This window comes from Micromonospora pallida (assembly GCF_900090325.1).
In the GTDB taxonomy this organism is placed as follows: Bacteria; Actinomycetota; Actinomycetes; order Mycobacteriales; family Micromonosporaceae; genus Micromonospora; species Micromonospora pallida.
In genome coordinates, this window is record NZ_FMHW01000002.1 from 6,853,477 (window position 1) to 6,878,382 (window position 24,906).

The 24,906-nt window shown below is 72.1% G+C and carries 23 protein-coding genes, 1 pseudogene and 1 riboswitch; of the genes and pseudogenes, 17 read left to right on the forward strand and 7 right to left on the reverse strand.

What is annotated here, in order from left to right:
• Positions 1 to 306: 306 nt before the first annotated feature.
• The 3 genes from GA0074692_RS29370 to GA0074692_RS29380 all read left to right on the forward strand — a co-directional run bounded on the left by GA0074692_RS29370 (position 307) and on the right by GA0074692_RS29380 (position 3,735).
• Positions 307 to 912, forward strand: a complete 606-nt coding sequence (locus tag GA0074692_RS29370) for a class I SAM-dependent methyltransferase (protein ID WP_091650293.1) — start codon at positions 307 to 309, stop codon at positions 910 to 912.
• A gap of 41 nt (positions 913 to 953) precedes the next feature.
• A complete protein-coding gene (locus tag GA0074692_RS29375; RefSeq protein ID WP_091650296.1) occupies positions 954 to 2,633 on the forward strand; it encodes an ABC-F family ATP-binding cassette domain-containing protein in 1,680 nt (559 codons plus the stop codon).
• A 157-nt stretch (positions 2,634 to 2,790) separates the two neighbouring features.
• Entirely contained in the window at positions 2,791 to 3,735 is a 945-nt protein-coding gene (locus GA0074692_RS29380; protein WP_091650298.1) for an aldo/keto reductase, read from the forward strand.
• Between the two features lie 49 nt (positions 3,736 to 3,784).
• On the opposite strand, the gene GA0074692_RS29385 is transcribed toward GA0074692_RS29380, so the two are convergent.
• Positions 3,785 to 4,705, reverse strand: coding sequence for a hypothetical protein (locus GA0074692_RS29385; protein WP_091650301.1), 921 nt, complete (start codon positions 4,703 to 4,705; stop codon positions 3,785 to 3,787).
• 159 nt (positions 4,706 to 4,864) lie between these two features.
• A riboswitch (TPP riboswitch) is annotated at positions 4,865 to 4,974 on the forward strand.
• Here GA0074692_RS29385 and thiE point away from each other — a divergent pair.
• The 7 genes and pseudogenes from thiE to thiC all read left to right on the forward strand — a co-directional run bounded on the left by thiE (position 4,970) and on the right by thiC (position 11,166).
• Entirely contained in the window at positions 4,970 to 5,602 is a 633-nt protein-coding gene (gene thiE, locus GA0074692_RS29390) for a thiamine phosphate synthase (RefSeq protein WP_091650303.1), read from the forward strand. It overlaps the preceding riboswitch by 5 nt.
• The gene (thiO, locus tag GA0074692_RS29395) at positions 5,596 to 6,738 is read left to right on the forward strand and encodes a glycine oxidase ThiO (protein WP_176738623.1); all 1,143 of its coding nucleotides are present in this window, start codon (positions 5,596 to 5,598) and stop codon (positions 6,736 to 6,738) included. Before thiE ends, thiO begins: the two co-directional genes overlap by 7 nt.
• A gap of 82 nt (positions 6,739 to 6,820) precedes the next feature.
• Entirely contained in the window at positions 6,821 to 7,021 is a 201-nt protein-coding gene (gene thiS, locus GA0074692_RS29400; RefSeq protein WP_091650308.1) for a sulfur carrier protein ThiS, read from the forward strand.
• On the forward strand, positions 7,018 to 7,794 hold the full coding sequence (locus GA0074692_RS29405; protein ID WP_091650311.1) for a thiazole synthase: 777 nt from the start codon (positions 7,018 to 7,020) through the stop codon (positions 7,792 to 7,794). Before thiS ends, GA0074692_RS29405 begins: the two co-directional genes overlap by 4 nt.
• A 56-nt stretch (positions 7,795 to 7,850) precedes the next feature.
• Positions 7,851 to 8,441, forward strand: a pseudogene (locus tag GA0074692_RS36780) (thiamine phosphate synthase); the annotation flags it as partial.
• Positions 8,442 to 8,767: 326 nt separating this feature from the next.
• Positions 8,768 to 9,553 (forward strand): bifunctional hydroxymethylpyrimidine kinase/phosphomethylpyrimidine kinase, encoded by a 786-nt coding sequence (gene thiD, locus GA0074692_RS29415; protein ID WP_091654267.1) that lies wholly within the window; start codon positions 8,768 to 8,770, stop codon positions 9,551 to 9,553.
• Between the two features lie 20 nt (positions 9,554 to 9,573).
• Complete coding sequence (thiC, locus tag GA0074692_RS29420; RefSeq protein WP_091650314.1) at positions 9,574 to 11,166, forward strand: phosphomethylpyrimidine synthase ThiC; 1,593 nt, start codon at positions 9,574 to 9,576, stop codon at positions 11,164 to 11,166.
• Between the two features lie 26 nt (positions 11,167 to 11,192).
• On the opposite strand, the gene GA0074692_RS29425 is transcribed toward thiC, so the two are convergent.
• The 4 genes from GA0074692_RS29425 to GA0074692_RS29440 all read right to left on the reverse strand — a co-directional run bounded on the left by GA0074692_RS29425 (position 11,193) and on the right by GA0074692_RS29440 (position 15,047).
• Positions 11,193 to 12,842: a hypothetical protein gene (locus GA0074692_RS29425; RefSeq protein WP_141725439.1), complete on the reverse strand. Its 1,650-nt coding sequence runs from the start codon at positions 12,840 to 12,842 to the stop codon at positions 11,193 to 11,195.
• 182 nt (positions 12,843 to 13,024) lie between these two features.
• Positions 13,025 to 13,318, reverse strand: coding sequence for a cupin domain-containing protein (locus GA0074692_RS29430; protein WP_091650320.1), 294 nt, complete (start codon positions 13,316 to 13,318; stop codon positions 13,025 to 13,027).
• Positions 13,315 to 14,262, reverse strand: coding sequence for an LLM class F420-dependent oxidoreductase (locus GA0074692_RS29435; RefSeq protein WP_091650322.1), 948 nt, complete (start codon positions 14,260 to 14,262; stop codon positions 13,315 to 13,317). Before GA0074692_RS29435 ends, GA0074692_RS29430 begins: the two co-directional genes overlap by 4 nt.
• 2 nt (positions 14,263 to 14,264) lie before the next feature.
• A complete protein-coding gene (locus GA0074692_RS29440) occupies positions 14,265 to 15,047 on the reverse strand; it encodes an ABC transporter ATP-binding protein (RefSeq protein WP_091650325.1) in 783 nt (260 codons plus the stop codon).
• Between the two features lie 270 nt (positions 15,048 to 15,317).
• On the opposite strand from GA0074692_RS29440, the gene GA0074692_RS29445 reads away from it, so the two are divergent.
• Both GA0074692_RS29445 and GA0074692_RS29450 read left to right on the forward strand, forming a co-directional pair.
• Positions 15,318 to 16,349 (forward strand): ABC transporter substrate-binding protein, encoded by a 1,032-nt coding sequence (locus tag GA0074692_RS29445; protein WP_091654272.1) that lies wholly within the window; start codon positions 15,318 to 15,320, stop codon positions 16,347 to 16,349.
• A 270-nt stretch (positions 16,350 to 16,619) separates the two neighbouring features.
• Positions 16,620 to 17,465, forward strand: a complete 846-nt coding sequence (locus GA0074692_RS29450; RefSeq protein ID WP_091650328.1) for an ABC transporter permease — start codon at positions 16,620 to 16,622, stop codon at positions 17,463 to 17,465.
• Between the two features lie 216 nt (positions 17,466 to 17,681).
• Here the strand turns inward: GA0074692_RS29450 and GA0074692_RS29455 are convergent, their stop codons facing one another.
• Positions 17,682 to 18,863, reverse strand: coding sequence for an ABC transporter substrate-binding protein (locus GA0074692_RS29455; RefSeq protein ID WP_091650331.1), 1,182 nt, complete (start codon positions 18,861 to 18,863; stop codon positions 17,682 to 17,684).
• A 443-nt stretch (positions 18,864 to 19,306) separates the two neighbouring features.
• On the opposite strand from GA0074692_RS29455, the gene GA0074692_RS29460 reads away from it, so the two are divergent.
• From GA0074692_RS29460 to GA0074692_RS29475, 4 genes are all read left to right on the forward strand, one after another.
• Positions 19,307 to 22,447 carry a sensor histidine kinase gene (locus GA0074692_RS29460; protein ID WP_091650334.1) on the forward strand — a complete coding sequence of 1,047 codons (3,141 nt, stop codon included), beginning with the start codon at positions 19,307 to 19,309 and terminating at the stop codon, positions 22,445 to 22,447.
• The gene (locus GA0074692_RS29465; RefSeq protein ID WP_091650337.1) at positions 22,444 to 22,851 is read left to right on the forward strand and encodes a roadblock/LC7 domain-containing protein; all 408 of its coding nucleotides are present in this window, start codon (positions 22,444 to 22,446) and stop codon (positions 22,849 to 22,851) included. Before GA0074692_RS29460 ends, GA0074692_RS29465 begins: the two co-directional genes overlap by 4 nt.
• Before the next feature lie 62 nt (positions 22,852 to 22,913).
• On the forward strand, positions 22,914 to 23,279 hold the full coding sequence (locus GA0074692_RS29470) for a DUF742 domain-containing protein (protein ID WP_091650340.1): 366 nt from the start codon (positions 22,914 to 22,916) through the stop codon (positions 23,277 to 23,279).
• Positions 23,260 to 23,889: a GTP-binding protein gene (locus tag GA0074692_RS29475; protein WP_091650343.1), complete on the forward strand. Its 630-nt coding sequence runs from the start codon at positions 23,260 to 23,262 to the stop codon at positions 23,887 to 23,889. Before GA0074692_RS29470 ends, GA0074692_RS29475 begins: the two co-directional genes overlap by 20 nt.
• 340 nt (positions 23,890 to 24,229) lie before the next feature.
• Here the strand turns inward: GA0074692_RS29475 and GA0074692_RS29480 are convergent, their stop codons facing one another.
• Positions 24,230 to 24,469, reverse strand: a complete 240-nt coding sequence (locus GA0074692_RS29480) for a GntR family transcriptional regulator (protein ID WP_091650346.1) — start codon at positions 24,467 to 24,469, stop codon at positions 24,230 to 24,232.
• 159 nt (positions 24,470 to 24,628) lie between these two features.
• Here GA0074692_RS29480 and GA0074692_RS29485 point away from each other — a divergent pair, with 159 nt between their 5' ends.
• The gene (locus GA0074692_RS29485; protein ID WP_245730508.1) at positions 24,629 to 24,904 is read left to right on the forward strand and encodes a DivIVA domain-containing protein; all 276 of its coding nucleotides are present in this window, start codon (positions 24,629 to 24,631) and stop codon (positions 24,902 to 24,904) included.
• Positions 24,905 to 24,906 lie beyond the last annotated feature (2 nt).

Below are 24,906 nucleotides of genomic sequence, written 5' to 3' on the forward strand. Positions count from 1 at the left end.
GGGACGACATCCCGGGCCGGTTCGACCACCCGGGGCACGACCGGCAGGTCGGGCGTCGGGAAGCGGGAGGGTGAGGGGCCAGCGGAGGCGCGTCGCGCGCCACCCGCCGACGGGTCGGCTCCGGCGTGCGGAAGCCCGTGCAGCGCGTCCTCATCGGACTCGTACCGGTACACCATGTGCCATAGATTAATGGCATTGCCCCTTTTTAAGGCGTAAAACGGGGTAATTGTCGTTGAAAGTCGTTTGAAGTCGGGTCGATCCACCGCCGGTGCCGGAGCCTCCACCCCGGTACGCGAGAATGCGGACGTGACCGGCGACCACTACTTCAGCTCGCATCCCGCGAGCCCGTCCCAGCCACGGCAGGTCGAGTTCTCCGTCGCCGGGCGCGACTACACCCTGGACTCCGCCGGCGGCGTCTTCTCGGCCGACCGTCTCGACGCGGGCACCGCCGTCCTTCTGCGCAAGGCCGAGCTGCCCGCGCCGGAGACCAGCGGAACCCTGCTCGACCTCGGCTGCGGGTTCGGGCCGATCGCCTGTGTCCTCGCCACCCACGCTCCCGGGGCGACGGTCTGGGCGGTCGACGTCAACGAACGCGCCCGGGAACTCACCGCCGGCAACGCCGCCCGGGTCGGGGCCACCGGCCGGGTACGGGTGGCCGCACCGGACGACGTACCTGACGGGGTGAGCTTCGCGCAGCTCTGGTCGAACCCGCCGATCCGGGTCGGCAAGGAGGAACTGCACACCCTGCTGCGGCGTTGGCTGCCCCGGCTCGCCCCGGACGGGGTGGCCTGGCTGGTGGTGGCCCGGCATCTGGGCGGCGACTCCCTGCACCGCTGGCTCACCGACGAGGGCTGGCAGGTCGGCCGGCACGCCAGTCAGAAGGGCTACCGAGTGCTTCGCGTCACCCGGTAAATCGTTGTCCCGTCCCCGGTCCGCTCGGGCAGGATGCCGACGTGGGATACGTGGACGTGGCTGGCGTGGCGCACACCCTGCCGGACGGGCGGGAACTCTTTGCCGACGTGTCGTTCCGGGTCGGTGAGGGGGCCAAGGTCGCCCTGGTCGGGCCGAACGGGGCTGGCAAGACGACCCTGCTGCGGATGGTCGCCGGTGACCTGTCGGTCAAGGTCGGCAGCATCGCCCGGTTCGGCGGGCTGGGCGTGATGCGCCAGTTCATCGGCATGATCGGCGACGAGTCCACCCTCGCCGACCAGGCGCTCGGCCTCACCCCGCCCACCCTGCGCGACGCTGGCCGCCGGCTGGCCGAAACCGAGGCGGCCATGCGGACCGCCGAGATCCGCGGCAAGTACAGCACCGCCGCCGGCAAGGCGCAGCTCGCGTACGCGGACGCGCTGGCCGCCTGGGGCGAGGCCGGCGGGTACGAGGCCGAGGTGCTCTTCGACACCGTCGCCACCATCGTGCTCGGCCTGCCCTGGGACGCCGCCCGGGAGCGTCCGGTCCGGACACTCTCCGGAGGCCAGCAGAAACGCTTCGCCCTGGAGTTGCTGCTGCGCGGCACCGAGGAGGTGCTCCTGCTCGATGAGCCGGACAACTTCCTCGACGTGCCCGGCAAACGCTGGCTGGAGGCGCGGCTGCGCGAGTCCGCCAAGTCGGTGCTCTACGTCTCGCACGACCGGGAGCTGCTGGCCCAGACCGCCGACCGGGTGGTCGCCGTCGAGGGCGGCAGCGCCTGGGTGCACCCGGGCAGCTTCACGACCTGGTACGACGCCCGGGTGGCCCGGCATGCCCGCCTCGACGAACTGCGCAAGCGGTGGGACGAGGAACACCAGAAGCTGCGCGAGATGATGCTGATGTACAAGCAGAAGGCCGCGTACAACTCGGACATGGCCTCGCGTTACCAGTCCGCGCAGACCCGGTTGCGCAAGTTCGAGGAGGCCGGGCCGCCGCCCGTACCGCCGAAGGAGCAGGACATCCGGATGCGCCTGACCGGCGGACGGACCGGCAAGCGCGCGGTGGTCTGCGACCAGCTCGAGATGGACGGCCTGACCTACCCCTTCGACCTGGAGATCTGGTACGGCGACCGGATCGCGGTGCTCGGCGCGAACGGCACCGGCAAGTCGCACTTCCTGCGGCTGCTGGCCCGGGGCGGCACCGATCCGGACCCGGCCAACGGCCCGGTCGACGGGGCCGCCGCGCTGGCGCCGGTCGCCCACGACGGGGTGGCCCGCCTCGGTGCCCGGGTCCGCCCCGGCCACTTCTCGCAGACCCACGACCGCCCCGAGCTGATGGCGAAGACCCTCGTCGAGGTCCTCTGGCGGGGTGACGATCACCGGGCCGGCCTGGACCGGCACGCGGCGATGGCCGCGCTCGGCCGGTACGAGCTGGCCGCCCAGGGCGACCAGCGGTTCGGCACGCTCTCCGGCGGGCAGCAGGCCCGGTTCCTGGTGTTGCTGCTGGAGCTGTCCGGCGCGACCCTGCTGCTGCTCGACGAGCCCACCGACAACCTCGACCTGGCCTCCGCCGAGGCCCTGGAGGAGGGGCTGAAGGCGTTCGCCGGCACGGTGGTCGCGGTCACCCACGACCGCTGGTTCACCCGCTCCTTCGACCGCTTCCTCCTCTTCGCCGGTGACGGCGAGGTCCGGGAGACCCCCGAGCCGGTCTGGGACGTCAGCTGACCTCGGGCGGTTGCGGGTTGGGGCGGTAGCAGGCGGGGTGGTAGCAGTTCTGGGGTGGTAGCAGCTTTGGGTGGTAGCAGGGGACCCTTGTTACCGCTTTTTGAGTAGCAGGGGACCCCTGCAACCAGCGCACCCTAGAGTTGATCTCGTGACAGAGATGACCTACCGCCGGTTGGGCGACTCGGGGCTCGTGGTGTCCGTGGTCGGTGTCGGCTGCAACAACTTCGGTCGCAAGCTCGACCAGGCCGGCACCCGGGCGGTGGTGGACGCCGCCATCGACGCCGGCATAACCCTTTTCGACACCGCTGACATCTACGGCGAGCCGAAGGGCGCGTCGGAGGAGGTGCTCGGCGCGGCGCTGAAGGGCCGCCGCGACGACGTCGTGCTGGCCACCAAGTTCGGCATGGACATGCAGGGCCTGAACGGCCCGGACCACGACGCCCGGGGGGCCCGCCGGTACGTCGTCCGGGCGGTCGAGGCGTCGCTGCGCCGGCTCGGCACCGACCACATCGACCTCTACCAGCTGCACGAACCCGACCCGGGCACGCCGATCGAGGAGACGCTTGCCGCCCTGGACGACCTGGTTCGCGCGGGCAAGGTGCGTTACCTGGGCAACTCCAACTTCGCCGGCTGGCAGATCGCCGACGCCGACTGGACCGCCCGGACCGCCGGCACGCACCGGTTCGTCAGCGCGCAGAACCGGTACAGCCTGCTGGAGCGGGAGGTGGAGACCGAGGTGGTGCCGGCGTGCGAGCGGTTCGGCCTCGGCCTGCTGCCGTTCTTCCCGCTCGCCGACGGCCTGCTCACCGGCAAGTACCGGCGTGGGGAGCAGCCGCCGTCGGGCAGCCGGCTCGCCGGGAGCGGACGGTACGCGCAGCGCCTCGCCACCGCCGACTGGGACACCATCGAGGCCATCGGGGCGTACGCCGACCAGCGGGGGCTCACCCTGCTCCAGGTGGCCATCGGCGGGCTGGCCGCCCAGCCGGCGGTGACGTCGGTGATCGCTGGCGCCACCACGCCGGAGCAGGTACGCGCCAACGCCGCGGCCGGCGCCTGGCAGCCGGACGCCGACGACCTGGCCGCCCTGCGCGCGCTCCTCTGACCAACCCCGGACCCCGCCGCCCGACTCCGGGGGCGGCGGGCCGGTCGGATCAGCCCAGGCCGTTGACCTGGGTCGCGGGTCGTCCGCGCAGCGCGGCGGCCACCATCCGGACCGTCCGGACGGGGTGTCGGAGTACGTCGTCGGCGGTGCAGCGGACCACCCGCCAGCCCGCCGCGCGGAGCGCGTGGAACCGGGTCGCCTCCTGGCGGAGCAGGTCCGGTTCCCGAGGCGGGCCGGGCTCGTACTCGACGGCGACCCGCCGGCCGGGATAGGCGAGGTGCACCCGGCCGACGAACTTTCCACCGGCGTCGTGCACGTCGTACCGCACGAGTGGTGTGGGCAACCCGGCGTCGAGCAGGAGCAGTCGCAGCCGGGTCTCCATCGGGGCGCCGGCGACCGGCTCGACCACGGAGAGCACCTCCCGCAGCAGCGGCAGGCCGGGCCAGCCGGCGCGCTGGGTCGCGTACTCGCGCAGTGCGGACAGATCCACCGCGCGGTGGTGCAGCAGCGCGTCGACAGCCACCACCGCCTCGGTGCGGGGTGGCCGGCGACCGAGGTCGAAGGCCGTCCGGAGCGCGGTGGTGACGGGTAGTCCCTCGTGGACGGTGAGATCGGACTCCGCCAGGACCGAGCGGGTGACGGCGACCCGGGAGTGCGGGCGCATCCGGGCCGCGCGGGGCAACACCACGGTGACCGGCGCGTCCCCCGGAGGCAGTCCCGCGCCCCACAGGTACGCCGCGCTCGGTCCGGCGAGCGCGGCCCCGGCCGGGAGCACCAGCGCCACGGCCTCGCACCACATGCGATGGTTGTCCGGCCGGTGGGCGGCCCGGTGCACGTAGACATCGGGCAGCAGACGCTGCCAGGCGAGCCCGCGCAACATCGTCCAGGTGAGAAGGCCGTTGCCCACGGCGGTGCTACCGCGGAAGGGCCGGGATTCGAGACCGGGCGGAACCTGGGGTAGGCGCGGCATCAGGACAGCATGACGTGACCAGAGGGTGACGCGCTGCCCCCGAAGGGTAATTGTGAGATTTTTTCCACTGTCGCCACTGCCGGAAAACCGTCCCGACCTGCGGAAATGTGGCCGCCGCGTGCTTGGCGGATTTCCTGATCCGTCGTACGGTGTGGCACGCAAGTAACCCACGGGAGCCCGGTGGACCGGGCTGAGAGGGGGGCTGGGAGCCCCCGACCGTCGAACCTGATCCGGGTAATGCCGGCGCAGGGAGGAGAAGTTGCCATGCCGTCCCTTGGCCGACTGCACCTTGTCACCGACACCCGCCCCGGACGCGATCCGCTCGCCGTGGTCCGGGCCGCCCTCGGCATCGCCGGTCCCGAGCTGGTGGTGCAGGTCCGGGTCGAGGACTCCGCCACCGACCGTGAGGCGTACGACCTGACGGGCCGGATCCTCGACCTGTGCGCGCCGGCCGGCGCGACGTGCCTGGTCAACGACCGGTTGCACGTGGCGATCGCGGTCGGCGCGGCGGGCGGCCACGTGGGCGCGGACGATCTGCCGGTCGACGCGGCCCGCCGGATACTCGGCCCCGACGCGGTGCTCGGCGCGAGCGCCCGGGACCCGGTCGTCGCTGCGCGGGCGGTCGCCGCCGGGGCCGGCTACCTCGGCGTCGGCCCCTGTCACCCGACCGCCACGAAGGACGGCCTGCCGGCACCGATCGGTGTGGACGGGATACGCGCGGTGGCCGAGGCGGTACCGGTACCGGTGCCGGTGATCGCCATCGGCGGAGTGACCGCGGCGACGGTGCCGGCGCTGCGCGCCGCCGGGGCGTACGGGGTAGCGGTGGTCGGGGCGCTCTCCACCGCCGCCGACCCGGCCCGCGTGACCGCCGAACTGCTCGGAGCCCTCAGGTGGTAGCAGGGGACCCTTGCTCATCAAAAAGCGGTAACAGGGGTCCCCTCCTTGCACCGGAGGTGGCGGTGGTGGGGGGTGGGGCCGTGGGGTGGGCGGTGGCTTGGCGCTGCGCCGCCCGGGGAATGTCGGTGACCGTGCACGACCCGGCGTCCGGGTCGGGGGCGTCCACCGTGGCCGCCGGGATGCTCGCCCCGGTCGCCGAGGCGTACTTCGGGGAGAGCGCGCTGACCGGGCTGCTCGTCGCGTCCGCCGCCCGCTGGCCGACGTTCGCCGCCGAGCTGACCGCCGCCAGCGACGTCGACCTGGGGTACCGCACCGAGGGCACCCTGATCGTCGGGCTCACCGGTGACGACCTGGCCGAGGTGCGCCGGCTCGGGGCGTACCAGCAGGAGCTGGGGCTGCCGGTCACTCTGCTGCGCCCCAGTGGGCTGCGGGTCCGCGAGCCGGCGCTCGCCCCCCGGGTGCGCGGCGGTGCGTTCGCCCCCGGCGACCACCAGGTCGACCCCCGCCGCCTGCTGGTGGCCCTGCGGTCCGCCGCCGAGCGGGCCGGCGCGGTGCTGGTCGAGGCCTCGGTCGACCAGCTCGGCGAGCTGGCCGCGCCGGCCGTCGTGGTCGCCGCAGGCTGCGGCACCGCCGCCCTCACCGGCCTGCCGATCCGGCCGGTGAAGGGGCAGATCCTCCGGCTCCGCGCGCCCGGTGGCGGCCCGCCGGGCTTCCGGCACGTCGTCCGGGGGTACGTCGACGGCGAGCAGGTGTACGTCGTGCCCCGGGCCGACGGGGAGGTGGTGGTCGGGGCGACCGTCGAGGAGCGGACGGATCCGGCCGTCACCGCCGGGGCGGTGCTGCGGCTGCTCCGGGCGGCCGTCGACCTGCTGCCCGAGCTGGCCGAGTACGACCTGGTCGAGACGACCGTCGGATTCCGTCCCGGCACCCCGGACAACGCCCCGGTCCTCGGCGCGCTCCCCGGCCGACCCGGGGTGCTCGTCGCGGCGGGCCACCACCGGCACGGCATCGTGCTCACCCCGGTCACCGCCGACCTGGTCGCCGACCTGGTCACCACCGGGGCCCCCGACCCGATGCTCGCCCCCTTCACCCCGGACCGGTTCGCCCCGCCCATGCGGCCGGCGACCGGTCCGTGACTCCACGAAGGCGTGTCCCGCACGGGTCCGTGCACTCGGAGCGCGACACGGGAGCCCGTGATCTGCAACGGAAGGACGACAGGTGGAACTGACGGTCAACGGCGTCGGGCGGAGCCTGCCCGACACGGCGACGGTGGTGGACCTGGTTCGCGCGGTCACCGCCGACCATCGCGGGGTGGCGGTCGCGGTCAACGGCGAGGTGGTGCCCCGGACCGGCTGGCCGGCCACGGCGCTGCGCGACGGTGACCGGGTCGAGGTGCTCAGCGCGGCGCAGGGCGGGTGAGCGCGGTGTCCTTCCTCCTCGGCGGTACGACGTTCACGTCCCGGCTGATCCTGGGCACCGGTGGCGCGGCCAACCTGCACGTGCTGGAACGGGCGATCCGTGCCTCCGGCACCGAACTGGTCACCCTGGCGCTGCGCCGGGTCGACCCGACCAGCGGGCACGGCGGCCTGCTGGACCTACTCGACCGGTGCGGGGTGCGGCTGCTGCCCAACACCGCCGGTTGCTACACGGCCGGGGAGGCGGTGAAGGTCGCCCACCTGGCCCGGGACGCGTTCGACACCGACTGGGTGAAGCTAGAGGTGATCGGCGACGAGCGGACGCTCCTGCCCGACGGGGTGGAACTGCTGCGCGCCGCCGAACAGCTCGTCGACGACGGGATCACCGTCCTGCCGTACACCTCGGACGATCCGGTGCTGGCCCGGCGGCTGGCCGACGTGGGCTGTGCGGCGGTGATGCCGGCCGGCGCGCCGATCGGCTCCGGCCTCGGCGTCACCAATCCACACCACATCAGGCTGATCCGGCAGGAGGTCGACGTGCCGGTGATCCTGGACGCCGGCATCGGCACCGCCAGCGACGCCGCGCTCGCCATGGAACTCGGCTGTGACGCGGTGCTGCTGGCCAGCGCGGTCACCCGGGCCGCAGACCCGGAGGCGATGGCCGGCGCGATGCGCCACGCCGTCGAGGCCGGACGTCTCGCGTACCGGGCCGGTCGGATCCCGCGTCGTTTCCACGCCCTGGCCTCCACACCCGACGAAGGACGGCCAGACCTGTGACGACGCAGACCGCCCGGGTGGATCGGAGCACGCACGAGCCCCGACCGGGGCCGTCCATGGGCGCCATCCCCACCGGGGTCGTCGCACTGACCGACCGGCGGCTGGCTCGACGGCCACTGCCCGAGGTCGTGGCGGCGGCGGTGGCCGGGGGAGTGCGCTGGGTGGTGCTGCGCGAGAAGGACCTGCCCCGGCCCGAGCGGGCCGCCCTCGCCGCCGAACTCCGGGCGATCCTGGCCGAGGCGGGCGGCACCCTGGTCGTCGCCGGCCCCGACCCGCTGGACGGGGACGCCGTCCACCTGCCGGCCGCCGGCCCGTACCCGCCGCCGGACCTCCCGCTGGTCGGCCGATCCGGCCACGATCGGGCCGAACTGGCCCGACTCACCACCGAGGACTACGTCACCGTCTCGCCCGTCCATCCCACCCGCACCAAACCCGGGTACGGACCACCCCTGCACCCCGAAGGACTCGCCGACCTGATCCGGGCCAGCCCGGTGCCGGTGCTCGCCCTCGGCGGCATCGAGACCCCCGACCAGGTGCACGCCTGCGTCGCGGCCGGCGCCGTCGGCGTGGCAGTGCTCGGCGCCCTCATGCGCGCCGAACACCCAGCCCAGGCAGCAACGGCACTGACCCGCGCCTTCGAAGAGGCGGTCACCACGCTGACCCGCGCCTTCGCGGAGGCGGCCACCCCCGAACCACGAACCCGGCACGCCGAGCCGAAGATCTCCGACCCAGGGCAGCGGCCAGCCGTGGCCACGGATGCCGTCTCCAACGCAGGGCTGCGGCCGGGCGTGACCACGGCGGGATCAAGCCTGACCGCCCAGAGTGGGCACGTCCGGCCGCAGCCCTCCACCGCAACCACCGCGCCGGGCGGCCAACCGCGGCCCTCCACCGCAACCACCGAGGGAGCCGCGCAGGACGGACGCAGACAGTGACCCCGACGCAGCCTCCGACCGTACGCACCTGGAGTGAACGGGTGACCCCGACGACCGTGCTCACCGTCGCCGGCTCCGACTCCGGTGGCGGTGCCGGCATCCAGGCCGACCTGAAGGTCTTCGCCGCGCTCGGCGCGTACGGCACCAGCGTGGTCACTGCCGTGACCGCGCAGAACACCCGGGGCGTGGACGCCGTTCTGCCGCTGCCGCCGGCCACGGTCACCGACCAGCTCGACAGCGTGCTCGGCGACTTCCGGGTCCGGGCGGTCAAGACCGGCATGCTCGGCACCCCGGCGATCGCCGACGCGGTGGCCGGGGCGGCCCGGGCCGGGCGGCTGCCGAACCTGGTCGTCGACCCGGTGCTCGTCGCCACCAGCGGACACCGGCTCGGCGTGGTCGGCGCGGTCGAGCGGCTGCTGCCGTACGCGCTGGTGGTGACGCCGAACCGCGCGGAGGCCGAGGCCCTCACCGGAGCGCCGGTGACCACGGTCGGGGAGATGGTCGTCGCCGCCGAGGCGTTGGCCGCCGGCGGCCCGGCGTACGTCGTGGTCACCGGGGGCGACGTGGCCGCCGACGACGAGGCGGTCGACGTGCTGCACGGGCCCGGCGGCACCACCGTGCTCCGTGCGCCCCGGGTGGACACCCGGCACCACCACGGCACCGGCTGTTCGTTCTCGGCGGCGATCGCCGTCCGACTGGCAGCGGGCGACCCGGTGCCGACGGCGGTGGCGACCGCCAAGGAGTACGTCACCCGTGCGCTGACCGGCGCGCGGGACTGGGAACTGGGCGCGGGACGCGGCCCGCTGGACCACTTCGGCTGGTCCTGACGACCACCAGGGAGGCTGTCATGCAGGCACGACGCAAGGTCTACGTCGAGGGGTCCCGACCGGATGTCCGGGTGCCCTTTGCCGAGGTGGAGCTGACCGGGGACAACCCGCCGGTGCGGCTCTACGACACCTCCGGCCCCGGCTCCGACCCGGAGGTCGGGCTGCCGCCGCTGCGCGGGCCGTGGATCGCCGAGCGCGGCGACGTCGCCCCGGTGCGCGGGGCCGGCACCCCGCTCGCGGGCGTGGCCGGGCGGCGGCCCACCCAGCTCGGGTACGCGCGGGCGGGGATCGTGACCCCGGAGATGGAGTTCGTGGCGATCCGGGAGGGTGTGACCCCGGAGTTCGTCCGGGACGAGATCGCGGCCGGGCGGGCGGTGCTGCCGCTCAACATCAACCACCCGGAGTGCGAGCCGGCGATCATCGGGAAGGCGTTCCTGGTCAAGGTGAACGCCAACATCGGCACCTCGGCGGTCACCTCCTCGGTCGCCGAGGAGGTGGAGAAGCTGACCTGGGCGACCCGGTGGGGCGCGGACACCGTGATGGACCTCTCCACCGGCAAACGGATCCACGAGACCCGGGAGGCGGTCGTCCGCAACTCGCCGGTGCCGATCGGGACGGTGCCGATCTACCAGGCGCTGGAGAAGGTCGGCGGTGACCCGGTGAAGCTGACCTGGGAGGTGTTCCGGGAAACCGTGGTCGAGCAGGCCGAGCAGGGCGTCGACTACATGACGGTGCACGCCGGGGTGCTGCTGCCGTACGTGCCGCTGGCCGTCGACCGGGTGACCGGGATCGTCTCCCGGGGCGGGTCCATCATGGCCGCCTGGTGCCTGGCCCACCACGAGGAGAACTTCCTCTACACCCACTTCGCCGAACTCTGCGAGATCCTGGCGCGCTACGACGTCACCTTCTCCCTCGGCGACGGGCTGCGGCCGGGCTCGATCGCGGACGCCAACGACGAGGCCCAGTTCGCCGAGCTGCGCACCCTCGGTGAGCTGACCCGCGTCGCCTGGGAACACGACGTGCAGGTGATGATCGAGGGTCCGGGGCACGTGCCGATGCACAAGATCAAGGAGAACGTGGACCTCCAGCAGGAGTGGTGCCACCAGGCCCCGTTCTACACGCTCGGCCCGCTGACCACCGACATCGCGCCCGCGTACGACCACATCACGTCGGCCATCGGCGCGGCGATGATCGGCATGTTCGGCACCGCGATGCTCTGCTACGTGACGCCGAAGGAGCACCTCGGACTGCCCGACCGGGACGACGTGAAGGCCGGCGTGATCGCGTACAAGATCGCGGCGCATGCGGCGGACCTGGCCAAGGGGCACCCCGGTGCGCAGGCCCGGGACGACGCGCTCTCCAAGGCCCGGTTCGAGTTCCGCTGGGAGGACCAGTTCAACCTTTCGCTGGACCCGGAGACCGCGCGGGCGTACCACGACGCGACCCTGCCCGCCGAGCCGGCGAAGACCGCGCACTTCTGCTCGATGTGCGGGCCGAAGTTCTGTTCGATGAAGATCACGCAGGAGCTGAAGGACTACGCGGCCCGGGGCATGCGGGACAAGTCCGCGGAGTTCGCCGCCTCGGGAGGTCGGGTCTATCTGCCGTTGGCCTGACCGTCGGTCGGGGAACCCCGCCGATCTCAGTCCTGCTGGTGCCGTCCGGTGGAGCGGAGGGTGCGCCGTTCACCCGGTTCCAGGGGGGCGCTGTCCGGCTGGCCCAACTGGGCGACCCAGTCGACGTACTCCTCGTCCTGTGGGAGCAGGGCCGTCTCGTCCGCCTCCGGCCGGTCCCCGGCGGCCGAGCCGCCCCGGAGCCGGTCAGGCCGGAGCAGGCCACGCAGTCGGCGGAGCCCTCCGGTGGTCGGGTCGCCCTGGTCACCGGTGCTCCCGGCGGGACCGGTCGGGACCGCCTCGCCCACCGGGCCGGTGTCGACCACGCTGCCCGTCGGATCACTGGGCGGCCGGGCCGGCCCCTCGTCGGCGGCGTGTCGACCCTGGGTGGGCAGCGACCAGTTCAGGCCACCGGGCTCCGCGCCGCCGGACGGCCCCGGCTGTTCGCGTGCCCCCCACAGGCCCGGTTCGGTACGGGGAGCCTCGGGAAACCTGCCGGCCGGCTCACGGTCGGTGTCGACGGACGACGTCCCGGCCGCCCCGGCACCGGTCGAGCCGGAGACGTGTCCCCAGGGCGCGTCGGGTCCGGTCGGCACCTGGTGGGACACCGGCGTCGGGTCGGGATCGGGGCCGGAGCGCGCCGACGCGTCCGGTCCCGGCGGGAGTCCGGTGGACGCCGGCGTCGGGTCGGTCTCGCCGGTCGGGCGGGGCGACGGCACGGACGGCACGCCGCTGTCGACCGGCAGGGGCCGCAGGATGTCGGTCGGCGCGATGGCGTCACTGCGGGACCGGCCCCAGCCCAGCGGAGGCCAGCGCAGCAGGTTGTCGGCGGTCAGCGGCGGCCGGCCCAGCAGGGCGGCACCGGCCGCCCCGAGCGCCCCGGCCAGCACCGCGAGCAGCGCGGCGCGGTAGGGCGTGGACTGGTAGCCGTCGTCGCCCCGCCCCGGGCCGGCGAGCAGGTAGACGACCGCGACCAGCACCGGCCCCGCCACCCCGCTGACGATGCCGAGCAGCGGTGGCCGGCCGTGTCGGCGCTCCAGCCCGGCCACCGCCGCACCGCAGGCCAGGGCCATGCCGGGCAGGATCACCAGCGCCAGGCGGCCGGCCGTGTCCGGCGCGAGCCAGGTCGGGTCCAGCGTGCCCAGGCGTACGGCACGCAGCGGGTCGGCCGCGCCCAGCGACGGTACGACCGACAGCAGCGCGAACAGCCAGAGCGTGGCGGTGGTCGCGACGACGTTCCAGCGCACCGGGGCGTACCGGAGTACGGCGACCGCGGCGACCGCGGCGACCAGCGCGCCGAAGAGGGCGCTGACCGCGACAGCCAGCACCGGGTTCGCCAGCGGCACCTGCGCGTTTCGGGCCGGCAGCATGCACAACGGTGCGACGACCGTCGCGCCCAGCGTGGCGGCCACGGCGATGGTGGCCTGCACGACGGCGGTGACCGGCAGGTCGTCGCGGCGGGCGTGCCGCTCGGCGAGCACGGCACCGATCAGCGTGGCGCCGACGGTGAGCCAGCCCACCCAGACGAGCTGTGCGGGCCAGTGGCCGGGAACATCGGCGAACGAGCGGGTGAACCGGAGTAGGCCGAGGCCGTATGCGATGCCGAGTTGGCTGGCCCCGGCCAGCAGGCTCACCCCGAGCGCTACCAGCAGAGATCTGCCCCAGGTCCGGATTGCCATGTGCGGCACGTTACGGCCCGTTGACCCTGCCCGCCACCAAAACCAGGCATCCACGTGGCGACGCGCCGTCCATGATGTCCGAAGGTGATGGCAACTCAAGTAATCCGATGCCAATTACTCAACTTCGTGAGTACCTGATACCTCCGTCCTCGCGTGACGGTTACTCAATCACTCGGTGTTGGTTACTTCAGTTCGACGAGGCGCGCGAGGTACGTCGTGTCCCCGACGTTGGTGAGCATGTGGACCGCGCCCGGGTCCCGGTAGACCACCCCACCGGTCGGCTCGTCGGCGTCGATCCGCGTCCCGTCGATGGTCTGGATGACGTTCTTCCCGCCCTGCACCGCGATGACCAGGTACGGGTGGTCGTGGCGGTGCAGCGGCTGCTGCTCGCCCGGTGCGAGGCGGATGTGCCAGACCCGGACCTTGTCGTTCTCCAGGACGATTTCCTGGCCCACCGGGCCCAGTTCCATGCTCATCGGTCCTCCAGTTGGGGCAGTACCTCGGCGGCGATCAGTTCGAGATGGTCCAGGTCGTCGAGTTCTATCAGGCGCAGGTGAACCCGGGTGGTGCCGACGGCGGCGAACTCACCGAGCCGGTCGACGAGTTGGGCGGGCGAGCCGATCACCGCGTCCTCCGCAGGCAGCGCGCTCCTGACGTGCAGCGGTGTGCCCCGTCGCCGAGCCTCGGCGTCGGTGCGCCCGACCGCCACCGAGATCCCGGCGGAGAGCACCAGCGGGGCGCGTCCCGAGGCGGTCCGGCCATGCCGGTCGCACGCCTCGCGCACCCGCTCGTACGCCGTGGCGGTATCCGGCACGCTCCGGAACGGCATGTTGAACTCGTCGGCGTATCGGGCGGCCAGTTCGGGGGTGCGCTTCGGCCCTTTGCCGCCGACGATGATCGGCGGGCCGGGCACCTGCGTGGGCTTGGGCAGGGCGGGAGCGTCCACCAGCCGGTAGTACCTGCCGTCGTGGTGGTACGTCCCGCCGACCGGGGTCCGCCAGAGGCCGGTGACGACCTCCAGTTGCTCGGCCAGCCGGTCGAAGCGTTCCACCACTGGTGGGAACGGGATGCCGTAGGAGGTGTGCTCCCGTTCGTACCAGCCGGCGCCGATGCCCAGCTCGACCCGGCCGCCGCTCATCTGGTCGACCTGCGCGACCAGTACGGCCAGCGGACCGGGCAGGCGGAACGTGGCGGAGCTGACCAGGGTCCCCAGCCGGATCCGGGAGGTCTCCCGGGACAGCGCGGCCAGGGTCAGCCAGGCGTCCGTCGGACCGGGCAGGCCGGGGTCCGTCCCCATCGACTGATAGTGATCTGCCCGGAAGAATCCCTCGAAGCCGCTCTCCTCCACCGAACGGGCGAATCGGAGCTGGTCGTCGTAGGTGGCTCCCCGGTGCGGTTCGACGAAGACGCAGACCCGCACGGTCAGCTTTCCTTCGCCCCGGCCGGTGTCGGCTCGCGCTCCATCAGCAGCTCGTGCAGGTCCGCGCTGACCCGGGCGACGTCGGCCAGGTGCGCGTTGCGACCCAGGCTGCGCGGCCGGGGGATGTCGACGTCGACCACCTTGCGGATCCGGCCGGGCCGAGGGCTCAGCACGACCACCCGGTCGGCGAGGAGCACCGCCTCGTCGATGGAGTGGGTGACGAACACGATGGTGGCCTGGTTCTGCATGTGCACGCGCTGCAACTCGACGGAGAGTTCCTCGCGGGTGAGCGCGTCGAGGGCGGAGAACGGCTCGTCCATCAGCAGGACGCGCGGCTCGGCGATCAGCGAGCGGCAGAGCGACACCCGCTGCTGCATGCCGCCGGAGAGCTCGTGCGGCAGCCGCTTCTCGAAGCCGGCGAGTCCGGCCACGTCGAGCAGGTCACGGGCCCGGTCCCGGTGCTTGCGCCGGCTCCAGCCGAAGATCTCCACGGGCAGCAGGACGTTGTCCAGCACGCTGCGCCAGGGCAGCAGCGCCGGGCGTTGGAACAGCATGGCGATGTCGGGCCGGGGACGGGTGATCGGCGTGCCGTCCACCTCGACCGTTCCGCCGGTGACCGGGAGAAGCCCGGCGATCAGCCTGAGCAGGGTGGACTTGCCGCAGCCGGATCGCCCGAGCACGGCGACGAACTCGCCCTCGGCGACGTCCAGGTCGATACCGCGCAGCGCCTCGACCTGCCCCGAGCGACCGGAGAAAGTGCGGGAGACCCCCGACAGTCGTATCATCCGACGTTCTCCCATCTGCGGAATTGCGAGCGACGCAAGGCTAGCGGCATCACGGGGGCTTGACACCATCCAGGATGGACAACAATCTGTTGTCGTTCCGTAACCGGATCCACCTGGTGTCGCCAAGGCGACTCTCTCGTACGCTGTGCCGCGAAGAGTTCCCCCGCGACGGATGCCGCCGTTCCCACCCCCTCTCACCACGGCGTCATCGGGTTAGACAACTCCTCCGGTGGCCCATCGCCGCCGGCCTGAAAGGACATGGTGCACAACATGAGAAGGTTGACCCGCACTGTTGCCGTGGCCGCGCTGGCCACGGCACTGGCTCTGGTCTCCGCTTGCAGCAGTGGTTCCGACTCCGGCTCCGGCAGTGGCGACGGCGCATCGATGCGCAAGGTGACGTATCTCACCTCGTTCGGTAACTTCGGCCGGGATTCCTACGTCTGGGTGGCGAAGGAGAAGGGCTTCTTCAAGGAGGCCGGCTTCGACGTCGACATCAAGCCGGGCCAGGGCACCGGTGGTGTCATCCAGACCATCGTCGGCGGACAGGCCGACTTCGGTCCGATCGACCTGACCGGTGGCATCCTCCAGCTCGGCGGCGGGGACGACAAGCCCAAGGACTTCGTCGCCGTGGCTGCCATCCAGCAGCGCACCATGGCTGCCATCGTCACCACCCAGGACAGGGGCATCGCGTCCCCCAAGGACCTGGAGGGCAAGACCCTCGCCGACACCCCGTTCTCCGTCGTCCGGAACCTCTTCCCGACCTACGCCAAGCTGGCCGGCATCGACAACAGCAAGGTGAAGTGGGTCAACGGCGAGGCCCAGGCCCTGATGGGCATCCTGGCCTCCGGCCAGGTTGACGGCATCGGCCAGTTCGTCGTGGGTGCGCCCACGGTGCGGGCGGTGGCGAAGAAGGAGCCGGTCGTGCTCCCGTACAGCAACGTGATGACCGACCTCTACGGCAACGCCCTGATCACCTCCAAGAAGATCGCCAAGGAGGAGCCGGAGATGGTCAAGCGATTCACCGCCGCGCTGCTCAAGGGCCTCGAGTACAGCCTGGCCAACACGAAGGAGGCCGGCGATATCCTGAAGAAGAACGTCGCCGAGGCCAACCCGGCCGCCGCCGCCGCCGAGCTGGAGCTGATGGCCGGCTACGTCCGGTCCAGCAACTCCGGTACGGCCCTCGGCGCGCTGGACAGCGGCCGGGTCGCCAAGAGCATCGCGATCCTCCAGGGCGCCGGGGCGCTCAAGCAGAACATCACCCCGGAGCAGGTCGTCGACTTCAACCTGGCTCCGAAGGCCTGACCGATCCCCGAAGGCCTGACCGATCCCCGGGGGTGTGTTCCGTCGCGACCGGCGGAGCGCACCCCCGCTCGTTCTCTGGTCGAAGAACCGGCCTGGCCGGCTTGGTCGTCACCGGCCGGGCTCATGGAGATTAGCACATGCGTTCGATCGCGCACCACAGAAACCTGACGCCGGTTCGCCGCCAAGGCGAACCGGCTTTCCCTGTCCTGCTCCGCAGGCGATCCGTTTCCTCCCCCGCCTGACGGCGAGGGTTTCCACAGAAGGCATCTGATGACGGACTTGCAGGAGCGGGCTGCGGAGCCCGCGACAACGAAGCTGACCCCGGGCCAGGTGGTGTCCCGTCAACTCGGTCCCGGGTCGGCGGCCATCGGCCTGCCACTGCTCGGCGTCCTCGTCGCGCTGGCGGCGTGGTGGCTGGTCACGTCGGTGTTCGAGTTGGTCCACCCGGCCTCGCTGCCCCCGCCGCAGGACGTCTACCGGGCGCTGGTCGAGAACTGGTCGGTGCTGCTGGAGGCGGCCGGGGCGACCACCCTCTCCACCGTCGTCGGCTTCCTGCTGTCGACGGTGGCGGGTGTCCTGATCGGCCTGGCGCTGGCCGCGTCCCGGCGGGTGGAGCGGATGTTCTCGCCGCTGCTGGTGGCGGTCAACGCGGTGCCGAAGATCGCGCTCGGACCGCTGCTGGTGGTCTCCCTCGGCTGGGGGCAGAGGCCCATCCTCACCATGGTGTTCCTGCTCTGCTTCTTCCCGATCGTGCTCTCCACGGCGACCGGGTTGACCACCACGCCGGCCGATCTCGCGGAACTGGCCCGATCGCTGAACGCCTCCTGGTGGCAGGCGTTCCGCAAGGTGCGTTTCCCGGCGGCGCTGCCCCAGATCTTCGTCGGGCTGAAGGTCGCCATGCCGCTGGCCGCGATCGGCGCGGTGATCGGGGAGTTCCAGGCCGGTGAAGCCGGCCTCGGCTACCAGATCCTCCAGTTCAACGGCGTCGGCGCCTACTCCACCTCGTGGGCCGCGATCGTCCTGATCGCGGCGATGAGCATCCTGCTCTACTTCGCGCTGGTGCTGTTGGAACGGCTGGCCCTGCCCTGGGTCCGCGCCACCACCTCCAGCCGCTGACCAACCAACGACAGCGGGAAGACGCACATCGGCCGGCAGGAACGCGGCACCAGCAGGAACCCACGGCACCAGCGGAGAGACCCCGTCGACCGGCAACCCAACGTCGACCGGGCACCCCTCAGCTCACCAAAAGGTGTGGCCCACCACAACCAGCGCAGGGATCAAGCCTGACCGCCCGGAGCTGGTTGTGGTGGGCCACACCGTCCCACCCACAGATCACCCGGCGAGCCGCCACCGCCCGCCCTGAGCGACCAGGGTGGTCAGCGCCTGGGGCATCAGCCCGGAGTGGTTGTCCGGGGTCATCCGGATCGGTCCGGAGAGGCCGTCCATCTGGGAGGTCTCCAGCACGTCGCGCAGGACGTTCCGGTCGACCCGGCCGGGCTCGCCACCGGCCCGCAGTTCGGCGTCCACGATCAGCTGTACGGCGTCCGCGGCGAACGAGGAGAAGCCGTTGTACCCGCCGTAGCGGGCGGTGTACTCCCGGAACCACTGCCGGCGGGCGGCCTTGGCCGGCGTGGTGGCGATCACGTCGTCGATCACCATGGTCTGGGTGAAGACCAGGGTGGCCTGCTCCACGGAGCGGGCCGAGGAGCCGAGGAAGAGCTCCCCGGCGGCTGCCGCGTCGAAGAAGACCGAGCCCTTGAACTTCGCCTTGGCGGCCGCGGTGGTGGCGAGCGTCGCCTGCTCGGACGGGGTCCAGAGCACCAGCGCATCGGGCTTGTCCTCGATCAGCGTCTCCACCGGCCGGGTGACGTCGGTGTCGGTGGCCTTGACCGCCTCGATCGCCGGCAGCTCGATTCCGGCCTTGGTCAGCTCGGCCTCCAGGGCGGTACGGCCCTCCCGCCCGTAGTCGTCGTCGCTGTGCAGCAGCGCCACTTCCTTGACCCCGCGCCGGGTCAGCTCGCTGGCGAGGGCGTTGGCGTTGTCGACGGCGTTCGGGGCGAGCTTGAACACGTACGAGCGCTGCTCGCTGTCCGCGACGGTCGCGCTCGTCGCGGCCAGCGCGATGGTCGGGACCCGCTTCTCGTTGATGGTGCGGACCGCGCCGGCGGCGCACTCGTTGCAGCCGCCCATGATGACCGCGGCGATCGACGAGTCGTTGCCGAAGTCACCGACGTTGCGCTGCGACTCGGCGGCGTCGGAGCGGTTGTCCTTGACCCTGAGATCGACCTTGCGGCTGCCCAGGGCGCCGGAGGCGTTCAGCTGATCGACCTTGAGCTCCAGGGCACGCTGGTACGCCTTGCCGAGCGCCGCCTGAGGGCCGGAGAGTTCGAGGTCGGCGCCGATCACGATGGGGCTGGTGTCCTGGGGCTCCTCGCCGAACTGGCAGCCGGTGAGCGTGGTGGCCAGGACGGCCGATGCGAGCGCCGCGGTGGTCACGGTGCGGAAGGGGCTCAACTTGGTCCTCCAGAAGGCGGGTGGGCGGTGCCCGATCCCCGCTATATCCGTCCTCAGTGGAGGGACGGGATGGGTCTGCCGTACGGTGTGCGCGAAGCCTGCAAAACCTTGCCAATGTCGAGGCCCCGTGGTCAAGCGCGGGTGGCCTGGGCGTTTCGGGATAGCCGTCCCACATGCTGGCGGCAACGGAGGTTTGCAAATGCTCACTTAGCAGAAGCGGACGAATACTGTGGATCATCTGCCCTGTTCAGGGGCATGTGGAAATGAAGGTAATAGTTGACCAGTTCAGCGGTTTGGCGCTCGGCTAACGTTTCCTGTCTCACTGCGGCTTCCCAAATCCGATCTCTTCTGATGAAATCGCGGCCGTGCCGCGCGTGGCGCTGTCCGCTGCACCAGGCGCGGGTCGGCGGGTCATGCGTGGAAGAAACGACGGAGGCGATGTCGTGAGCACCGCACCTACGACCCTGCCCGAGAGCGGTCAGCCCACTCAGGAGAAGCGACGGCGTCGGCTACCCCGGCTGCGCGACGCGCGGATCCGGTCCAAGCTGGCGCTGATCCTCGTCGTGCCGGTCGCCGCGGTCATCGCGCTGGCCACCGTACGTCTCGTCTCGGTCGGTGAGGGCGCCTACGAGGCCAACGCGGCCCGCACGTTGACCGCGTTGTCGGTCGACATCTCGGCGCTCACCCAGGACCTGCACCGGGAGCGGATGGCGGCCGCCACCTACCTCGCCTCGCCCGCCGCCAAGCCGGACTCGTTCAACCTGCACGTCCGTCGTACGGACCAGCGGGTCGAGCAGTACAACGCCCAGCGGCGCGAGCTGGGCGAGCCGCCCACGGCGGTCCGCGACCGGCTCCGGATCATCGACGACCACCTGGCCACCCTCAACGCCACCCGGCAGGAGGTGGTGGACCGGCGGCAGATGCCGGTCTCCGCGGCCGTGCTGCGGTACGGCGTCGTCCTGGCCGACATGGTCGCCTACGGTGACGCGTTGGCCCAGCTCCCCGGTGACGGCGCGCTCGCCGACAGCCGCCGGGCGGTCGCCGCGTTCGGCCGCGCCAAGGCGGCCGTGGCCGAGGAAGAGGCGGTCGCCTTCTCCGCGCTCGCCGCCAACCGGATCGACGAGGAGCAGTTCTCCTCCTTCGTCGCCACGCTCACCAGCCAGCAGGAGGCGCTGGTCGCGTTCACCCTCGCCGCAGACCCGACCCAGCGTTCCCTGGTCGACAACACGGTCACCGGTGACGCGGTGGTCCTCGCCGACCGGGTCGGGGCCGACATCACCCGCTCCGTCGGGCAGCCGCGCGCCCTGGTCCGGGCCGAGGACGCGACCTTCGCCATCGGCGCGGTCAACGACCTGATGCGCTGGACCGAGGTGCAGCTTCAGGACCGGCTCTTCAACCAGACCAACGACGCCCGCACGGCGGTCATCCGGCAGGCCGTCGTCGAGTCGCTGCTGGTGCTACTCACCCTCGTCATCGCCGTCACCCTCGCCATCGTGCTGGCCCGGTCGCTCAACCACTCGCTGCGCCGGCTCCGGGAGGGCGCGCTCTCGGTGGCCAACCACGACCTGCCGGAGGCGGTCAAGCGGCTGCAGGACATGGGCAACGTCGGTGACAACGGCGTGGAGGAGGTCGTCAGGGAGGTCCGCGACCCGATCAAGCTGACCAACAAGGACGAGGTCGGCCAGGTGGCGCTCGCCTTCAACGTGGTTCACCGGGAGGCGGTCCGGATCGCGGCCGAGCAGGCCGCCCTGCGGGCCAGCGTCTCGGCGATGTTCCTCAGCCTGGCCCGCCGTAGTCAGACCCTGGTCGACCGGATGATCGGCGAGCTGGACGCCATCGAACGTGGCGAGGAGGACCCGAAGCGGCTCGCCCAGCTCTTCGAGCTGGACCACCTGGCCACCCGAATGCGCCGCAACGACGAGAACCTGCTGGTCCTCGCCGGTGCCGACTCGGCCGTGCCGCGTCGCGACGACGCGCTCCTGGTGGACGTGCTGCGCGCCGCCCAGTCCGAGGTGGAGCTCTACAACCGGATCGAGTTCGGCACCGTCGACACCGACATCTCGGTCGCCGCGCACGCCGTCAACGACGTGGTCCGGCTCGTTGCCGAGCTGCTCGACAACGCCACCCGGTTCTCCCCGCCGACCACCACGGTGGTCGCCGACGGTCGGCGGATCCGGGACTACGTGCTGATCCAGATCGAGGACCGGGGTCTCGGCCTCACCGACGAGCAGCTCGACTCGCTCAACCGGCGGTTGGCCGCCCCGTCGACCGTGGACGTCGCCGCGTTCCGGCTGATGGGTCTCGCCGTGGTCAGCCGGCTGGCCTCCCGCTACGGCATCCGGGTGGAGCTGCGGCGCAACGTGGAGGGCGGCACCGTCGCCCAGGTCACCCTGCCGAACTCGACCGTGGTGCTGCCGCAGGGTCGCGGCGGTGGTCGGGACCAGGCCCTGCCCCGGCCGCGTCAGCCGCTCGCCGTCGAGCAGGCCCCGGCGGCCGGGCCGCCGGCCCCGTTCGGCGACCCGCTGGCCGGTGCCGGGCGTACCTCGTCGGCCATCCTGACCAGCGACCAGTGGCGTACCAACCCGACGCCGACCCGGTGGCCGGCCTCGAACGAGGCTCGCGACACCGGACCGGCGGTGAACGTGGGCGGACACACCACGGCCAGCCCGTCCCTGGCCGGCTCGGCGTTCAACCCGACGGCGCCGGCCACCGGCAACGGACTGGCGGGAACGCCGACCACCGCGTTCCCGACCCTCAACCCGCTGCCGCAGCGGAGCCCGGCGCAGGACCGGCCGCAGCCGACGCAGCCGCCCTCGGCGCTGCCCGCCGGCCCGGTGGCCGGGCCGGTCGTCACCCCGTCGCCGGCGGTCGCCCCGCTCGCCCCACCGCCGTCGGTCGCCCCGCTCACCGCGCCCGCCGTGCCGGCGCGGCGCCCGGACGAGCCGGCCGAGGCGCCGATCTTCCGGGAGATGGAGACCGCCTGGTTCCGGACGCACGGCAACGACGCGACGGCGATCTTCGCCCGTCCGCAGTTCGACGAGCCGGTGGCGAGCGCGCCGGCCGCCGCCCCGACCACGGAGGTGCCGCAGCTGCCGAAGCTGCCCGGCCGCACGCCGGGTGCCACGGTTGCTCCGGCGACGCAGCCGCCACCGCCGTCGTACACGCCGCCGGCCGTGCCGACGGCACCCACGCCGGCACCGGTCCTCGAGCCGGTCGCCACCCCGCCCGTCCCGGCTCCGGAACCGACGCCGATCCCCGCCCCGGTGGCCCAGGCCGAACCGGTGCCGGCTCCGGCCCCGGCCAGCGCGGACAGTTGGCGTACGGCGGCGGACGAGGGATGGTCGCGGGCGGTGAAGGCCGCCGAGCCGGCACCCTCCGGTACCACCCGGTCCGGGCTACCGAAGCGGGTTCCGCAGGCGCAGCTCGTTCCCGGCGGCGTCGAGCCCAAGGGCACCCGGGCCAGCACCCGGCGTACCCCTGACGAAGTACGCGGTCTGCTGTCGGCCTACCACCGCGGTGTACAGCGCGGTCGGACGGCCGGTGCGGACCTGAACAGCAATTCGACCAAGGAGACGAGCCGATGAACAGGCCAGCGGCTATGCAGGACATGGGTTGGCTGCTCACCAACTTCGCCGACAGCGTGGCGGGTATCGCCCACGTCGTCGCGGTGTCCGCGGACGGGCTGCTGCTCGCCTCCTCGCGTGACCTGCCGGGAGACCGCGCGGACCAGCTCGCCGCGATCACCTCCGGTGTGGTCAGCCTGACCGAGGGCGCGGCCCGGATGTTCAGCGCCGGTGGCGTGCTCCAGACGGTCATCGAGATGGACAGCGGGTACCTGTTCCTGATGTCCATCAGCGATGGCTCGTCGATGGCGGTGCTCGCCGCCCGCAGCTGCGACGTCGGCCAGGTCGGATACGAGATGGCGCTGCTGGTGGAACGGGTCGGGGCGGCGCTGGTGCCGCTGCCCCGAGAGGCCGTGGTCCGGTAGTAGCCGACGAGCAGAGTTACCCGGTGCCGACAGGCGGCGCCGGCGGAAGGAGGTGATCGCGAATGGACCGGAGGCGAGAGGACCCGCGCGGCGCGTTGGTGCGTCCGTACGCGGTCACCCGGGGACGAACAGAGCCGCGCCAGGACATTGCCCTGGAGGCGGTGATGACGGCGAGCCCCACCGCCGTCGCCGAATCCCGATTCGCCGGCCATGACAAGCATCGCATCGCCACGATCTGCGAGGGGCGTCCGCAGTCTCTGGCGGAGATCGCCGCGTACACCCGTATGCCGCTGGGCGTGGCCCGGGTACTGGTCGCCGACATGGTGGCCGAGAGTCTGCTGACGCTACACACTGCCGCTCCCGCCGAGGCGTACGAGGAGCGGATGGAACTGCTTGAGAGGGTGCTAAGTGGACTTCGCAGGCTATGACCCCGCCGGGGCACGCCGTAACCGGGGTATCACCTCCGCGAAGATCGTGATCGCGGGCGGGTTCGGCGTGGGCAAGACAACCCTGGTCGGCGCGGTCTCGGAGATCACCCCGCTGACCACCGAGGCGGTGATGACGGCGGCGGGCGTCGGTATCGACGACCCGTCCAAGGTGCCGGGGAAGCAGACCACCACGGTCGCCATGGACTTCGGCCGGATCACCATGGCCGAGGACCTGATCCTCTATCTCTTCGGCACCCCGGGCCAGACCCGGTTCTGGTTCATGTGGGACGAGATCATCAAGGGTGCGGTGGGGGCCGCCGTGCTGGTGGACACCCGCCGGATCACGGACGCGTTCGCGCCGCTGGACTACTTCGAGAACCGCAAGCTGCCGTACGTGGTGGCGCTCAACAGCTTCGACGGCGCGCCGCGTTACGACCTGGAGGAGGTCCGGGAGGCGCTGGCGATCTCGCCCCAGGTGCCGCTGATCCTGACCGACGCCCGGCACCGGGAGTCGGTCAAGCAGGTCCTGGTGAACGTCGTCCAGCACGCCATGCTCCGCCTCCAGTCCGAGCACGGCCGGGGTCGCGGCTACCCCGCCCCGGTCGGCTGACCCTGGGTTGGTTGCAGGGGTCCCTTGTTACTCCTTTTCGAGTAGCAGGGGACCCCTGCAACCACTCTGGAAAGGCCCGCCAGGCCCAGTACGCCCCGGTGACACCCGCCTCGTCGATCATGGGGTTGTGGTGCCCGATCGGCGGCTTTTGTAGAGGCTTGTCAGGTGCCCGAACTCCATGATCGACGGGGGCGGTGTGGCCCGTTGCGTCGAGCCCACCAGTTTCGGCACCCCGCGGCACCCGTACGCCGCACCGACACCGAGCATCCCTCGTCCAGGCCTGGGCGGATGGCGGTTGCCGGCGGTACGCCGGCGATTCTCGGCAGGACGTCTCCCCGTGTCAGGGCTCCCGCATCCGGAGTGCTGGGTCGTTGACGAAGACCCCCTTGCCCTGCTGTCGCCGGATCACCCGTAGAGCTTCCAGCCGGGCGTAGGCCATCTGCACGGTGCCATAGCTGACGTCGTAGGTCGCTCGTGTCTCGTCGACGGACGGCAGTTGATCGCCACCCTTCAGCTTTCCGGATCTGACGTCAGCGATCACCTGATCGGCAATCTGGAGATATGCGGCTGATTCGGGCATGTCACTCCTCGTGTGGCAACCCGAATTCGATCACATACCGCTGATGAGGGCTGCGGTGGCAGGGCCGGGCGGGTCGGCGCATGCCGGCGTGCGGCGACCCGCCCTTCCCCGCACCAACCGCACGGACCCTCCGCTCTCCCCGCCCCGGAAAGGACCGACGTGGCCCAGGTGTATCGCTCCGGACAGCCCTACGGCACCGGCCTGCCGAACCGGTTGACTCCGCACGAGGTACGCACCCGCGAGTTCAGCCCGCGTCGGCGCGGTGTCGATGGCGACGAGGTACGCGCGTTCCTGGTCGACGTGGCCGACGAGGTGGCCGACCTGTACCGCCGGCTGAACCTGCTCGACCAGGAGAACGAGCGGCTCAAGCGAGTGCTGCGTGACTGGCAGACCCTGCACACGCGGGAGTGCCGGCCCAACCGGGGGCACTGGTAGCC

Excerpts from the sequence above, each read along its gene's own strand:
- GA0074692_RS29470 (WP_091650340.1), top strand. The coding sequence starts at position 22,914 with ATGGACCGGAGGCGAGAGGACCCGCGCGGCGCGTTGGTGCGTCCGTAC.
- GA0074692_RS29380 (WP_091650298.1), top strand. The coding sequence starts at position 2,791 with ATGACCTACCGCCGGTTGGGCGACTCGGGGCTCGTGGTGTCCGTGGTC.
- GA0074692_RS29450 (WP_091650328.1), top strand. The coding sequence starts at position 16,620 with ATGACGGACTTGCAGGAGCGGGCTGCGGAGCCCGCGACAACGAAGCTG.
- GA0074692_RS29445 (WP_091654272.1), top strand. The coding sequence starts at position 15,318 with ATGAGAAGGTTGACCCGCACTGTTGCCGTGGCCGCGCTGGCCACGGCA.
- GA0074692_RS29440 (WP_091650325.1), bottom strand. The coding sequence starts at position 15,047 with ATGATACGACTGTCGGGGGTCTCCCGCACTTTCTCCGGTCGCTCGGGG.
- GA0074692_RS29480 (WP_091650346.1), bottom strand. The coding sequence starts at position 24,469 with ATGCCCGAATCAGCCGCATATCTCCAGATTGCCGATCAGGTGATCGCT.
- thiC (WP_091650314.1), top strand. The coding sequence starts at position 9,574 with ATGCAGGCACGACGCAAGGTCTACGTCGAGGGGTCCCGACCGGATGTC.
- GA0074692_RS29430 (WP_091650320.1), bottom strand. The coding sequence starts at position 13,318 with ATGAGCATGGAACTGGGCCCGGTGGGCCAGGAAATCGTCCTGGAGAAC.
- GA0074692_RS29465 (WP_091650337.1), top strand. The coding sequence starts at position 22,444 with ATGAACAGGCCAGCGGCTATGCAGGACATGGGTTGGCTGCTCACCAAC.
- thiE (WP_091650303.1), top strand. The coding sequence starts at position 4,970 with ATGCCGTCCCTTGGCCGACTGCACCTTGTCACCGACACCCGCCCCGGA.
- GA0074692_RS29385 (WP_091650301.1), bottom strand. The coding sequence starts at position 4,705 with ATGCCGCGCCTACCCCAGGTTCCGCCCGGTCTCGAATCCCGGCCCTTC.
- GA0074692_RS29425 (WP_141725439.1), bottom strand. The coding sequence starts at position 12,842 with ATGGCAATCCGGACCTGGGGCAGATCTCTGCTGGTAGCGCTCGGGGTG.